This window comes from Methylotenera sp. (assembly GCF_030684185.1).
In the GTDB taxonomy this organism is placed as follows: Bacteria; Pseudomonadota; Gammaproteobacteria; order Burkholderiales; family Methylophilaceae; genus Methylotenera.
Genome location: NZ_JAUXOY010000027.1, coordinates 279,016 through 293,011 on the forward strand (window position 1 = coordinate 279,016; position 13,996 = coordinate 293,011).

Consider the following 13,996-nt stretch of genomic DNA (forward strand, 5'->3'; position numbering starts at 1 on the left):
CTATTGCCAAACTTTACGGTAAGCGGCTAATAATTGTTGGTGCATTTTACTGCCTTCCATATTTACACCTAAATTACCTAAGCCAAAATACTGTTCTTCTCGATTGATTAGGCGTTGTGCTTGCTGCAGGGTTTCAGTGCCATACATGAGTTGCAGGTTAGCTTCGAATAGGCCTGTGTCGCCACTTTCGAATTCATTTGCAGCAAGCTCTTCTTTTATTTGTACTAAGTTACTTACACAACGATACACGCGTGCGCGCTCTGGCTTGAGTTCATTAAATTGAGCAATCCAGGCGCAGCCGTCTAAGATAGAATCGGTGTCACCAGCAGCTAAAGCGGCTAGGGCTTTAAGTTCTCCAACGCGTAAATCCACCCAAGTGGTGTTAGGGTCAGCACATAGGCCGATTAAAGTGGTGACAGGTAGTTCATCGGCCAAGTCTAAATCTAATAAGGTTTCTAGCAGTTTGGTAGATTCATCTTGGCTAAGTTCTTGTAATCTCAGGGCAAAAGGGCGCACCAAATTGCCTACGGTGTTGTTTTCCCATTCTAACTCTTCTACCGGGTAGATTTCTGACATGCCTGGTACAAAGATGCGGCAAGCGTAAACGCCTAAGTGGATGAAGTCCGCAATGTACATATCATGTCCGCTATTGTGAATGGTGTTGACACACCAGTTGTAATCTTCTTCAGTTGTGGTGCCAAAGTTCCAATCTACAAATTCGTAATCAGGAGTGCTACGTAAGAAGTTCCAACTGATAACACCGCTGGAATCTACAAAGTGGATTTCTAAGTTTTGTGAATCGGCAATTTCTTCCATATCGAAACCTGGGGCGACAAAGCCTTTTAAGCTACCAAGCGCTCGGCCTTGTAATAACTCTGTCAGTGCACGCTCTAAAGCCACTTCAAAGCGTGGATGCGCGCCAAAGCTGGCAAAACAACCTTGGTCTTCTGGATGGAGTAGGGTGACGTTCATCACAGGATATTGACCACCGAGTGAAGCATCCTTCACCAAGATGCCGTAACCAGCATCGCGCAAACCCTTAATGCCGGCGGCGATGCGCGGATAACGGTTAATCACTTCTTCTGGCACATCAGGCAGGCAAATGCCTTCGCGGATGATTTTGTATTTGATGTCGCGTTCAAAAATCTCTGCAAGTGCTTGTGTACGGGCTTCCATCAACGTATTGCCAGCGCTCATACCGTTACTTACATACAAATTGCCGATGAGGTTTACCGGGAATAAAACGGTTTTATCATCGCGCAAACGTGTGTAAGGAATCGCACAAATACCACGTTCTTTATTGCCTGAATTCAAATCAATGAGCTGGCTGGCAACTGCTGTGCCTTCAGGGTTGTAAAATTTTTGCAACTCAGGTGTCAGCAGCTCTTTAGGCCATTTATTGCCCTTGATTTTGAACCATTGCTCATTCGGATAATGCACAAAATCTTTGTTAGCGATGGTTTCGCCTAAGTAAAAATGCGTCCAAAAGTAATTGGTGCTTAAACGCTCAAAATACTCCCCCAGCGCACTGGCACGGGCAGCAAGTTGTGATGCACCCTTACCGTTGGTAAACAGGCGAGTGCAGTCGCGGTCTATCACATGCACAGACCAAATGCCTTCAATCTCATTCAACCATGATTGCTCGATTACATGAATACCTAAAGCCTCTAGCTTGCCTTGCAGCGTGCTAATGGATGATTCAAGAGAGGCATCTTTACTCGGTATAAAGGTTTCGTTTGTGGTTGAATTTGCAGTCATTTGGAAGGCTCTTGGTAAAAAGGGTGACAGAATATCATGCTGTAGTGACAACACGATCAATAGAGTGTGGTAAGTCCAGACGGTATTATTTTTTATCTATATTATTTGCTGATAAAGCCTGACGGTATTCTTCAAGTTTGGCTTCGTAGTTTTCCGCCTCACCGAAATCCAAAAAGCGCGAATAGCGCGCATGCGTGCTTAGTACTTTTCTAGCATGTTTAATTGGGCAAAAGTATTGCTCTGTTCTTGCCACAATTTCGCTAATGTAAGCAATCATGCCCGTGCCATACGCACAATAAGTACAGTGAAATTTTTCAATAAAATTCAGATAACTCAAGTTTTGCCGGTCAAAAATAATGTAATCAGCCCGGCGAACCTTCTTGATGCCATAAATCGGAAAACAAGTCAGTTGATAAAAACTCACAAACAGATCAGTCACCAGTAAGGGAATAATCATCGCGTAAATGATAGGCCCGGTAATCAGGTTCTGTGGTCGGTCGGTTATCAGCCAGCGAAAAAAATTTCTTTTGAGTCTGCGGTGTGTTTCTTTGATGGATTGTTCAAATTCAACACGCTTGCCCTTAATTTGAAAAAACATCGTTGATGGCTGTTCGCTTAGAGCGGTGCGAAGTTCATCTTCAAGCACGTTCATTTGGTCAAGTAATTGCTGAATACGCTCGTTCACGTTAAATCCTATTTAATAGTTTGATGACCTTGGTATTGTCAGTATAAACGGTATGAACAACTTGTTGATGTTTTGAAGGTTGTTATAAGTAATTGTCTGGTGGTGACATTAACTTTGTATCAATCAGGCTTGGTTTGGTTAGTTTTTTCTAGATTAAGTGTCTTGCAGCGTCAGTAGATAAAGCGCCTCAACTTTATCGCGAGCCCACGGTGTTTTGCGTAAAAATTTTAGACTGGATGCAATGCTGGGGTCATTGCTAAAGCAGCGCACAGGTATGCGTGCAGCTAATTCAGCCCAGCCAAATTTAGCCTCTAACGCCCTAACAACTGTTTCTAAGGTTATGCCATGCAAAGGATTATTGTGCTGATTTTGCGAGGTGCTAGTTTGAGGCATTATGATTTTCTGCAGTTCTTTCAGCTTAAACAAAAGCTAGAGGTTTAATTATAGTTTTGAATGATATTATAAAAAAAGGAATAAAAAAACCGCAACTTTACAGCAGCGGTTTTTAAATTAAAGCAGCGTTATAACTTTTACTTAAACTACACCTTGATCAATCATCGCATCGGCCACTTTACGGAAGCCCGCAATATTGGCACCCAATACCAGGTTAGTTGGCTCGCCAAACTCTGCAGCCGCCTCACTTGCGCGAATATAGATATTTTTCATGATGACCTTTAACTTGGCATCCACTTCTTCAAACGTCCATTGTTGCATACTGCCGTTTTGTGCCATTTCTAACTGGCTGGTTGCAACGCCGCCAGCATTGGCTGCTTTACCAGGGCCGTAGCATATTTTAGCTTTCAGGAAAGCTTCAACCGCTTCAGGTGTTGAAGGCATGTTCGCACCTTCAGAGATACATACACAGCCATTTTTCAATAGCGCTTTAGCGTCTTCTACGTTCAACTCGTTTTGTGTTGCACTTGGGAAAGCCGCTTGGCAAGGAACAGACCAAACAGCATTTCTACCTGCCGGGTATTCGCTTACTGGTGTGTATTTTGCGTCTTTATGCGTTTCCAGGTATTTCTCTAGTGATGCTCCTTCAACTTCTTTCAGTTGTTTGAGTAATGCTAAGTCAATGCCTTTTTCATGGTAAATCATGCCGCGTGAGTCACTACAAGTTACCGCTTTAGCACCTAATTGGTGCAGTTTTTGTATGGTATAAATCGCCACATTTCCTGCGCCAGAAACGACACAGGTTTTACCCTCCAAAGTATCGCCACGACCTTCAAGCATGTTTTGTGCAAAGTAAACCGCACCGTAACCTGTCGCTTCAGTGCGTGCTAATGAGCCGCCCCAATTAAGTTTTTTACCCGTTAATACGCCTTCATAGCTACCTGTTATACGTTTGTACTGACCATACATATAACCGATTTCACGACCACCTACACCGATGTCACCTGCAGGCACGTCGATAGTAGCGCCAATATGACGATACAGTTCTGTCATGAAAGATTGGCAGAAACGCATGATTTCATTATCAGATTTACCTTTAGGGTCAAAGTCACTGCCGCCTTTACCACCACCAATGGCAAGGCCGGTTAATGCGTTTTTGAAAATTTGTTCAAACCCCAAAAACTTGATAATGCCTGAATACACGGTTGGGTGAAAACGGATGCCGCCTTTATATGGGCCAATAGCTGAATTGAATTGTACGCGATAACCTTTATTGACTTGTACGTGACCTTTATCATCAATCCAAGATACGCGGAAAGAGATTTGGCGTTCTGGTTCTACAATACGTTCAATAATGCCGTGTTGCCTGTATTTTGGGTTTTTATCCAGCAATGGGCGTAAAGAAACTAAGACTTCTTCAACAGCTTGATAAAACTCCAGCTCGGCTGGGCTGGATTTCTTTAATTTGGCGATAGTATCCGCTACGTAAGGCATGATGCTCCTTTTTCAAATTTAAATTGTCAAAATCAATAGATGGATTAAATATCGCGTATCCATCAGGGGTTTGAATCTTTAGTTAGGTATAACAATTAACCACGAACAAAAACGTGCTAGTAAGTATCAATAATTGAATTTCGCACAAAAAAAGTGCAATTAAGTATCAATTATTAGTTTTTGCACAAAAAAGGTGCGGATAGGACTTTACAGCATAGATGTGCATTTTTACAAGTGAGATTTGTTGTCGCTCTGTAATAAAAGTTTAACAAGTGATCTGTATAAGGTGGTAATCATGCGTATTTCTCAATCCAGATAGTTGCGAAGTGCCTGAATTTTTCTGAAGTTTAAGTGTTTTTTGTAAACGCCATGTTGATTGAACGCTTAATACGTATCAATTTTACGTTGTTTATATGAGCTACACAGCAACGGAGAATGCTATGCTTGTTGTTAGGAAGTTAAGCATTGTTTTTTTGACCAAAGTCATATTATTTTGCTTTCTGGATATTGCAGCGTTCAGATAAATACATCAAGACTTCATTTAACTTCTCATCTGAACGATCTAACAGATACGGCGTAGCTTCTTCAATAAAGTCAGCCCATAATGACCGAAGTTGCTCTATCTCTTCATGGGGCGCCTTCTTGATTAGATTGAGCACTTCATTTTGTAAAAGTCCATTTTCACGAATATTTAACACCGCTTTTTTTGCTTCACTCACTCTTAACATAGTCTTTTGATCTATCCCTGCCGCCGCACAAAGGAATAAGGTAAGAAGCAATGAATCCTCCTCCGTACCACCTGTTAGCGCAAACCAGTCTACTGCAAGCATTTTATCGAACCGACTCACATCATTTAGCTGATCATGCAAGTAAAAGTATTTGCGGTCTTTGAGGTCGTTTAACACTGATTCTAGCGCTACGGATTGATTGGTTACTTTAGGAACATCATCATTTTTAACGCTTGTGAGAACTGCTTTGGCATAGCCTTGAAATTCAGCAGGCAAGTCATCTATAAATTTGGTTCTACAAGTTACATCACCCAGAAACCCATACTCTTTGCGAATTGAGGTGAAAATGTCAAACAAACCTGCTTCATCAGGAAAGCCGGATTTATTGCTCGCGACTTTCTTTGTGCTATATGCCAAAGATAACAATACTGTTCGAATGACGTGTTCAGCCGATGCATGCATTTCATTCAGTTGATTGATAGGTGCTCCAATTTTCTTTGCTAGCAAAGTGGCAAAATCGATATTTCTTTTGAACCGTTCACAATCTATAAATGTTTGCCTAAATTTTGCTACAGGCACCCCTTTGATTAAACATTTTTTTAAGAATTCACGCTCAGAATCAAGCCGGGGAGAACCGAAGTGATCATCTTCTGGCATGCTGTAGAGCGCTTTCAGCATTTGCGATCCACCGCGAGATAGTGCCCGGAACGGTTTTTCTTTTAAAAGTTGTGCTGCTCTATCCAGTTCGCCATCCGTTGTATCTTCAAGATATAAGCTGACCAGACTCACCATACGCTTCATTGAAGCTTCCAGGTTTTTTCTGAGATGAGTGGATTCAGCAAAATATTCAGTAATTTGAAGAGAGCCTGTGGCCGCATCATTGATAATCTCATCGACCCGTGCCTGATTAATGAGGCCGTGCTGAACCGCATGTCTAAATGCTTTTTCAAAGAAAGGTGCATTGTCATACGATGCAACAGATTGTGTATTTTTAGCAGGTGTCATAGGTGGCTGTTAAATGATGAAAAGGCTGCGTATAAAGGATATTACTTAAATCGCAGAATCTTCGTCCTCATCATCGCCCCGGGTTACTTTTTCTACAGGGTCGTTATTCACTACTACTTCTTCATCACCTTCAGTAATATGCACAACTTCAGGGATTGATTTTTCCTCAAGCTTAACTTTTAAGAGAGCATGTACTATATTGTAAATATCTGCATGTTCATGGCGTAGTAACCAAGTAAGCTCTTTCCAGTCATGATCGCTAATTTCTGCGCGTGTTATATCTTCTGTTTCTAGTGCCGCAAATGTCTCTCCTGCCACTTCTTCTGCGCGATCAGATAGGTAATCGGCCAATGCCTCATAACCGAATTCCAGTTCGGCGATTGCCGCAATAAATTCGTTAGCATCGGCATCCTCTCTAAAAATCACCGAATTAATCATTCCGCGCAGATGTTCATGGGACATATCTTTATAGAGTCGGTCTAAAACAACCACGCGTGCAAATTGTTCAGGGGTAATCAATAAATTCAATAGTGACTGTTTAGATGAGTCATATTCACGGATTACCGCTAATAAATCTTTTGATGGCATCTCATCAAGAACCTCTACCAGCGCATAATCACCTTCGGTTTCAACTAGGGCGGACAGTAAAGCCTCGGCTCTGACTATGTCGCCAGACTGAATAAGGTTTCTTGCTTCTACAACGACTAAATGTGTCATTTTTATCCTATTTCATTCTCTAAAATCTACTAATGGGTATTGAGTCTTTCCTAGGGCTAATGGCTGTCGAACCCATGTTCAGATAGCCACTCTCCGCCAGATTCAGCAAGGTCATCTGACTCTTCTGCTTCCATTTCTTCAATAGCATCTTCACTCACCTCATACAGTGCATACAGATGCTCCAGCATTACGGCGGTTAATAAAAACTGCTCACCACCTGTTTCGGCTTTTAGTTTTTCAACGAAATCATTCGCCCAATGTTGAAACTGAACACTGGAAGAAATCGCGTCCCACGATGGAAACTTAGCAGGTTCTTTATCAAGATAACTCATGATAATTTCCGGTTTTTTAATCACAACACTTTTATGAAAAATAACCGCCATCATCTCAGGATTGGTCTTAATCATAGGCATTAAGTCTGGTATCTGTGAGCGTTTTTCTTTAAGTCGTTCAGTCAACACATCATCACCGCCAGAATCTGTTTTTAAATCATCAATATCGGCCACGTAGGTAGCCATCAGGTCAGTAAAGTAGCGCGATATTCTCATCGTTTTAATATTCCATCTATGTAGGTCTGCCAAATTTCATGTGCAGTGTCTATCGGACTATCCAATAAACTACGTCTGCGGTTTTCGTCATACGTCTTTCTTTTATCAACATCGGAAAGTACTTCATAGGCTTCCTGCACTTGCCTGAACTTTGCAGGAGCATCAGTTGCCGAGTTTTTGTCAGGATGGAATTGAGATGCCAACTTGCGGTAAGTGGTTTTTATTTCGGCTAGGCTCGCGTTAGCTGCAATGCCTAAAACAGCGTAGTAATCTTTCAATTTTATCCACCCAATTTAGTGCTGTTAACAAGCGTGTTTATATTACTTAATTCAGAGTGTAACTTTTATTAAGCCCATCATCCTGAAATTAAGGAGCAAATGGTTATCCCTCTTAATTATGTTAAAGCTAAAGGGTAGGGCTGATTGCTCGTATAGTTGATAAGTATTGATAAAATTCGCTAACATAATAGCCTGTACAGAGAAAATTACAGCACCAACGAAAAGGCCCTACATCTCTGCAGGGCCTTTAGTATTAGGCTCGCCAATACCAACAAAACTGAGAAATGGATTGTATCAATTTTTATAGTTTAATCCTAGCGTTAGGTGATAAACCTTAGCTCAAGGTTAGAGATTCAAAGACTTTTAATGCACCATAAAATATCCATTGAATTCGAGTAAATTGGGTGTCCACCATGAGGTGGGATGTCCAAATATATTGATATTTAAATTTTTTCAGAACGGGTTCTAATTTAAATACACTACATAAAATACTATAATCATAAATACAGCAAAAAAACATCAGGATAAGCATGACTACACCTATCATCAATCTCAAAGTACCTTTCAATGAAAAGGACCAAGCCAAAGCGCTAGGTGCAAGATGGAACGCAGAAATAAAACAATGGTATGTGCCGCAAGGAGTCGAATCAGCACCGTTTGAAAAGTGGTTTACAAATGTTCCACATACGACAACTGACGCTAAAACCACGTCGAAGGCCGCTACAAAATTGACTGCTCATAATCAACCAGTTGACCATGATATTGACGAGGTCAATGCTAAATTGCGTGAAGCTTATGAAATAAGAGACGTGGATGAATGGTAATAGTTACAGTATCGTTTAGATACTCCAGCGTATTGCCTTGTAATTCAATTATGATCTTCATGAAATCCTCCTTTGATAGACGTAAAAAGCCCGCTGACAATTAAGTGCAACGGGCGGTAAATAGATGGGTTTAGTAAACTTATTGTTATGTATTCGCACGCTAAGAATATGCTCTAAGTCCCGCAGTATGTTTTATATGGCGTTTTTGATGGAGCAGGTGGCGTACGATAATAGCGAGATGTAGGACCTTCCTTAAAAGGTTCCGATAATACTTCAAGTAGCTTTGCTAATTCATTGAAATTGCCTTCTTCAGCTGCGCTTAAAGCGGCTTCAACGTTATGATTACGTGGAATAACTGCAGGGTTGCTCTTTAACATTAATTGAATGGCGTTATCTAAAGTTTCATTCTGATTTAATATCCTTTTTTGCCAATGACTATGCCATGTGATGAAGTCGGGTTCATCTAACATGTGCTCATGTATATTCAAATCTGAGGCTAAGTCGCGAAAAGTATTGGTATAGTCCATGCTGTATTTTTCCATGCATAATAGAAGCTCCTCTACCAATGAAAGGTCATCAGGCTGTTCTGTGAATAAACCTAATTTTTTACGCATGTCAGACAACCAGTATTGCTTAAATTTTATCGGGAAAGTTTGGATAGCATCATTTGCAATCTGGATTGACTGATTTAAGTCCTGATGTAAAAGTGGAAGCAACGTTTCAGCAAATCTCGCAAGATTCCATTGCGCAATATGTGGCTGGTTACCAAAAGCGTATCTGCCATGTTGATCAATCGAACTAAAAACAGTTGCGGGGTCGTAGGTATCCATAAATGCACATGGCCCATAATCTATAGTTTCGCCACAAATGGCCATGTTGTCGGTATTCATCACGCCATGAATAAATCCAACTTGCATCCACTTTGCCAGTAATTTTGACTGACGGTCAATGACTGCATGCAGTAAAAGTAGATATTTATTTTCTGATGATACAAATTCAGAAAAGTGGCGATTCAAGGTGTAATCTGCGAGGGTTCTGATGACTTCAGTTTCATTGAGGGATGATGCAAATTGAAATGTTCCCACGCGGATATGACTTGAGGCTACCCGCGTTAGAACTGCACCAGCAAGAACTCTATCGCGATACACAGGTTCTCCTGTAGTCACCACAGCAAGACTTCGTGTAGTGGGTATTCCAAGCGCATACATCGCCTCGCTAATGATATATTCTCTGAGCATAGGTCCTAGTGCTGCACGCCCATCGCCACGGCGGGAATAAGCACTAACGCCAGAGCCTTTTAATTGTATATCGTAGCGAATACCTTCTGGCGTAATGTGTTCTCCAAGCAATATCGCACGGCCATCTCCGAGTATGTTGAAATGACCGAATTGATGGCCAGCATAAGCCTGAGCAATTGGTTCTGAGCCTATTGGTACTTTGTTTCCGGAAAAAATGATATTTCCATCATCTTCGAATAATTTTTTCGCATTCAATCCAAGTGATATTGCAAGCTGCTTGTTAAATAGCACGATGTGCGGAGCTTTAACTTTTGTTGGATTTTGTTTAACGAACAATGATAGTGGAAGCTTAGTGTAGCTATTATCAAAATTCCAGCCAGATGAAAAGGCTGTTTTTTCTTTTAAATCGACCAATTGATATAATCCTTACTAATTTAGTAGGATATTAACTTTTCATACGTAAAAAGTGAAGCTTTAATATCAATAAATCCAGCTCGTCTGGGTTTGGTATTGACATGATGCAAGCTAGTGGCTTGAAAGTAAATTTAACGATGCTTTATCAGGCATTTATTCTAAATGCCTATTACTTGAAATCCGGTAGGGTTGTCGCTCGGTTCTTGTAGTAGACTTAACCAATTATTTGCTTGTTTACCATTTCATTTATAAAGCGCAAAGGGATGCATTATTAAATCCACCCAAAGGCTTCTTGTTTTTGATTTGCTTAGCCGGCAAGTCGGACGAGTGAATCTTTGGGCTATGATTTGCTCTAAATCCTTTGGTCTCTTCAAAAATCATCGCTTCAATATCGTAGTAGGAATCTGGGAACCATACTGCCATATCATCTAATAATAAGCTTAACGCCCAGTTTTGTTTTTGACGTGCATCCACTGTCATATTTTTCTTAGCTGCAACTTTATTGATAATCATTTTATTCACCCCTTTAAGATTACTTGGCATTTTTCATTTAATTAAAGAAAAGTAACAATAATTGTTAATTAGCAAATACCGTGCCATTGGATTTAATTGAAAGGTGTAAATTTAACCTATTGATTTAATAGTTTTTTTAAAATTTAATCAATAAATTAGTGTTGATAATTTAATATCAATGATGAGGTATCGACGAATATTTTATTAAGTAACATTGAAATGCCAATTTTTTTAACCTGCTGGTTTCGTCAATCAATATTACATTGGTAATAAAATTGCAGCATAATTCTGATGACTCATTTGTCCACAAAACTAAACTTAGCTCATATCTTAAAGAAAGTGTGAATAATAAATGACCTCTGAATACCCACGATTTCAACTTAATCGAGGTCTTGTCGTATTACGCTACAAGCAGCCTTATATTGACTGGGTAAGGACAGCAGGCGAATTGCCGATGGACCTTACATTGGAAAATGCTAACGATGATAGCGAAGCATTCCTCGTACCGTCATTTGATTCTCCAATAGACCCAGTAGATGGTACTGAAGATGCAATTAAATGGGTTGAGAAACGTTGGCGCATGTTTTTTGAACATATCCTTAGCTCATGGATTCTTGATGAAGCTGAATGGCCGAAAAAACGCACACTCAAAATGTTCCGTGAATGGTTTGATGTTGAGTACAAATCAATGGTTTGGGATATGGGAAATGAGCCGTTGATATTTGAAGAGTGGGATGATGAAGACGAATTTGATGATGGGTCATTACTGCATTGAAGTTAATGTTATCTAATAGTCAATATTGAGCGAAAACGCAAAAGCCCCGCATCTCTGCAGGGCTTTTGGTATTTGGCCTCTCGACTTGGGCTAGAACTAGGGATACACGGATTAAAATATTATGTAACCTGTTGACATTAAATGATATATGCTCGATATCAATCGCTAAAGCGTCGATCACGCTCGTCGAAATTGTCACGTTCAATCTATTAAAGTAAGTGCGGTGATATGAGATGAGTCCGATTTAGTAGACGGATGTGTCATCAGAATTAAGCTAATTTATTGCTCCACCTTACCGATTTAAAACCTAATTTCTAGATATATACTTAACTTGGTTGGTATTTGGTTAATGTTGTTATCTTTATTTAAGGTCTCTCTATGAGTAATTTTGCTACCCCCGTCATTCATATGCGATCAAAAACAGAATCACCCCCATGCGTAGGTTGCAAAAACAGTATTGAATTGGATTTCGACTTTGAATATGCTTTTCAGCCAATAGTCGACAATAATACTAAAACTATATTCGCGCATGAGGCTTTAATCAGAGGGCCAAATGGAGAAGCTGCCTATACTGTTTTAAGTAAAGTTAATAACGATAATACATACCGTTTTGATCAGGCATGTCGAGTCAAGGCAGTCAAAACTGCCGCTGAACTTAATCTTAAAGGAATGTTATCAATCAACTTTATGCCTAATGCGGTATATAGACCTGAACTATGCATCAGGACTACTTTAGAAGCTGCAAAAAAATACAACTTTCCAGCCAATAACATTATTTTTGAATTTACTGAGCAAGAAATAGTTGAGGATACAAAGCACCTATTAAATATTGTGTCAGAATATAAGAAGTTAGGATTTAAAACTGCGCTTGATGATTTCGGTGCTGGTTACGCTGGATTAAACCTATTGGCTAATTTTCAACCTGATATCATCAAGATTGATATGAATCTGATTCGTAATGTTGATATAAGCAAGTCGCGCCAAACTATTATCAAAGCTGTCACTCGTATGTGTGAAGAACTCAATGTCATAGTACTTGCCGAAGGCGTGGAAACAATAGCTGAAAGAGACGTTTTATTAAGCTTTGGTATTAATCTTTTTCAAGGCTATCTATTCTGCAAACCTGCTTTTAAGGCAGTAGGGATAGTGGAGCCGACGTCTTGGTGCTAAATGTGCTTTGTGCATTTCATTATTAAACTCAGTAACTAACCCTTTTTAAAATATATATTTTTCCAGGGGCATCATGGCTACAGAAATCATACAATGCCCGATACCTTCAAACGAAGCAGAACGACTAAGCGCAGTTCGCGCTTAGAGACCGTTCAAATTTCTGTGTAACTGAATTTTGTAGTAAGTTAAATTAAATTCAGAAACGAGGGGTTTGGAATGGCAACAACTAAAACAGATTTATCCACCACCGCAGCAGGTATTGCGGACTTACTGAATGGCGTTAAAAACATGGACGACTACCAGTCGCTCATGAAAGACCTATTCAAACGCGTTGCAGAACGTGCCTTAGCTGCCGAAATGACCCAGCATCTGGGTTATGACAAACAATGCTGCCACAGGTAAAAACACCGGCAACAGCCGTAACGGCGTAAGCCGCAAGACCATTATTGCCGATGATGGTTATGTGGAAATTGATACGCCGCGTGATCGAGAGGGTAGCTTTGAACCACAATTTATCGGTAAACATCAACGCAAGATAGATAGCTTCAGCGATGAGATTATTGAGTTATACGGTCACGGCATGAGTGTACGCGACATTCAAAGCTACCTGGAGAAACGCTATGCAGTTGAAGTCTCCACCGGCTTTATCAGCACACTCACCGATCAAGTATTAGACGACATACGGATCTGGCAACAGCGTGCATTATCTGAGCGCTACGCCGTGGTGTATTTAGACGCATTAGTGACTAGCTCACGCCAGAATGGCATGGTCGCCAAACGCCATCTGTATGTGGCGCTTGGCATCAATATGCAAGGTCAGAAAGAGCTGCTCGGGCTTTGGGGTCAGGCCACCGAGACCGCAAGGGTCTTGCCCGTAGAATATACCCACTAAAGTGGATTATTCATACGTCAAAGGCGCGAAGGCTTGGATGAGCATGCTCACTGAGCTGAAGAATCGTGGTGTCAACGACATCCTCATTGCCTGCGTGGATGGCTTGAAGGGCTTTGAGGAAGCCCTTAACGCTGTCTATCCACTCACACAGGTACAGCAATGTATCGTGCATCAGGTACGCCATTCACTCAGGTTTGTGCCGTGGAAAGAGCGCAAGACTGTAGCCGCAGATTTGCGCGCGATTTACAGTGCGGCCACTGAAGCAGCAGCGCGTTTGGCTCTGGATGACTTTGAAGCCAAATGGGGTGAAGCTTATCCCAGCATTGCACCGAGCTGGCGCAATAACTGGTCACGCTTAACGGTGTGCTTTGATTATCCGCCTGCAATTCGCAAGGTGATTTACACCACCAATGCAGTGGAATCACTCAATGCCAGCTTACAAAAAGTGCTGAAACCTAAAAAATCCTTCATGGACGATGAGGCTATGATGAAAGTGATATACTTGAACGCACACCGCATCACCAGTAAATGGACAATGCCTGTGCGTGATTGGGGCCTAGCTCT

13 protein-coding genes and 1 pseudogene are annotated in these 13,996 nt (G+C 40.9%); 4 read left to right on the plus strand and 10 right to left on the minus strand.

All coding sequences use genetic code 11. The annotated features are described in order from the left end of the window. The 8 genes from ycaO to Q8J82_RS11270 form a co-directional block, all read right to left on the minus strand. Entirely contained in the window at positions 1-1,758 is a 1,758-nt protein-coding gene (gene ycaO, locus Q8J82_RS11235) for a 30S ribosomal protein S12 methylthiotransferase accessory factor YcaO (protein WP_304891549.1), read from the minus strand. 85 nt (positions 1,759-1,843) lie between these two features. After that, the gene (locus Q8J82_RS11240) at positions 1,844-2,443 is read right to left on the minus strand and encodes a hypothetical protein (protein WP_305327029.1); all 600 of its coding nucleotides are present in this window, start codon (positions 2,441-2,443) and stop codon (positions 1,844-1,846) included. Between the two features lie 153 nt (positions 2,444-2,596). Beyond that, positions 2,597-2,836, minus strand: a complete 240-nt coding sequence (locus Q8J82_RS11245; RefSeq protein WP_304891547.1) for a VF530 family protein — start codon at positions 2,834-2,836, stop codon at positions 2,597-2,599. Between the two features lie 141 nt (positions 2,837-2,977). Beyond that, positions 2,978-4,330, minus strand: a complete 1,353-nt coding sequence (gene gdhA, locus Q8J82_RS11250; RefSeq protein WP_304908276.1) for an NADP-specific glutamate dehydrogenase — start codon at positions 4,328-4,330, stop codon at positions 2,978-2,980. Between the two features lie 488 nt (positions 4,331-4,818). Next, entirely contained in the window at positions 4,819-6,063 is a 1,245-nt protein-coding gene (locus Q8J82_RS11255) for a hypothetical protein (RefSeq protein WP_304891545.1), read from the minus strand. Between the two features lie 45 nt (positions 6,064-6,108). Beyond that, positions 6,109-6,780 carry a hypothetical protein gene (locus tag Q8J82_RS11260; protein ID WP_304908274.1) on the minus strand — a complete coding sequence of 224 codons (672 nt, stop codon included), beginning with the start codon at positions 6,778-6,780 and terminating at the stop codon, positions 6,109-6,111. Between the two features lie 56 nt (positions 6,781-6,836). Next, complete coding sequence (locus Q8J82_RS11265) at positions 6,837-7,328, minus strand: hypothetical protein (protein WP_304891543.1); 492 nt, start codon at positions 7,326-7,328, stop codon at positions 6,837-6,839. Continuing rightward, positions 7,325-7,606 carry a DnaJ domain-containing protein gene (locus Q8J82_RS11270; protein WP_304891542.1) on the minus strand — a complete coding sequence of 94 codons (282 nt, stop codon included), beginning with the start codon at positions 7,604-7,606 and terminating at the stop codon, positions 7,325-7,327. Before Q8J82_RS11270 ends, Q8J82_RS11265 begins: the two co-directional genes overlap by 4 nt. A 530-nt stretch (positions 7,607-8,136) precedes the next feature. Here Q8J82_RS11270 and Q8J82_RS11275 point away from each other — a divergent pair. Then, positions 8,137-8,430, plus strand: coding sequence for a DUF5710 domain-containing protein (locus tag Q8J82_RS11275; protein ID WP_304891541.1), 294 nt, complete (start codon positions 8,137-8,139; stop codon positions 8,428-8,430). A gap of 173 nt (positions 8,431-8,603) precedes the next feature. On the opposite strand, the gene Q8J82_RS11280 is transcribed toward Q8J82_RS11275, so the two are convergent. Beyond that, a complete protein-coding gene (locus Q8J82_RS11280; protein ID WP_304891540.1) occupies positions 8,604-10,082 on the minus strand; it encodes a YdiU family protein in 1,479 nt (492 codons plus the stop codon). Between the two features lie 246 nt (positions 10,083-10,328). Further along, on the minus strand, positions 10,329-10,595 hold the full coding sequence (locus Q8J82_RS11285; RefSeq protein ID WP_304891539.1) for a hypothetical protein: 267 nt from the start codon (positions 10,593-10,595) through the stop codon (positions 10,329-10,331). 352 nt (positions 10,596-10,947) lie between these two features. Between Q8J82_RS11285 and Q8J82_RS11290 the strand changes: the two genes are divergently transcribed. From Q8J82_RS11290 to Q8J82_RS13300, 3 genes and pseudogenes are all read left to right on the plus strand, one after another. After that, positions 10,948-11,370, plus strand: coding sequence for a hypothetical protein (locus Q8J82_RS11290; RefSeq protein ID WP_304908273.1), 423 nt, complete (start codon positions 10,948-10,950; stop codon positions 11,368-11,370). Between the two features lie 378 nt (positions 11,371-11,748). After that, positions 11,749-12,540: an EAL domain-containing protein gene (locus tag Q8J82_RS11295; RefSeq protein ID WP_304890375.1), complete on the plus strand. Its 792-nt coding sequence runs from the start codon at positions 11,749-11,751 to the stop codon at positions 12,538-12,540. Positions 12,541-12,756: 216 nt separating this feature from the next. Continuing rightward, positions 12,757-13,996, plus strand: a pseudogene (locus tag Q8J82_RS13300) (transposase); the annotation flags it as partial.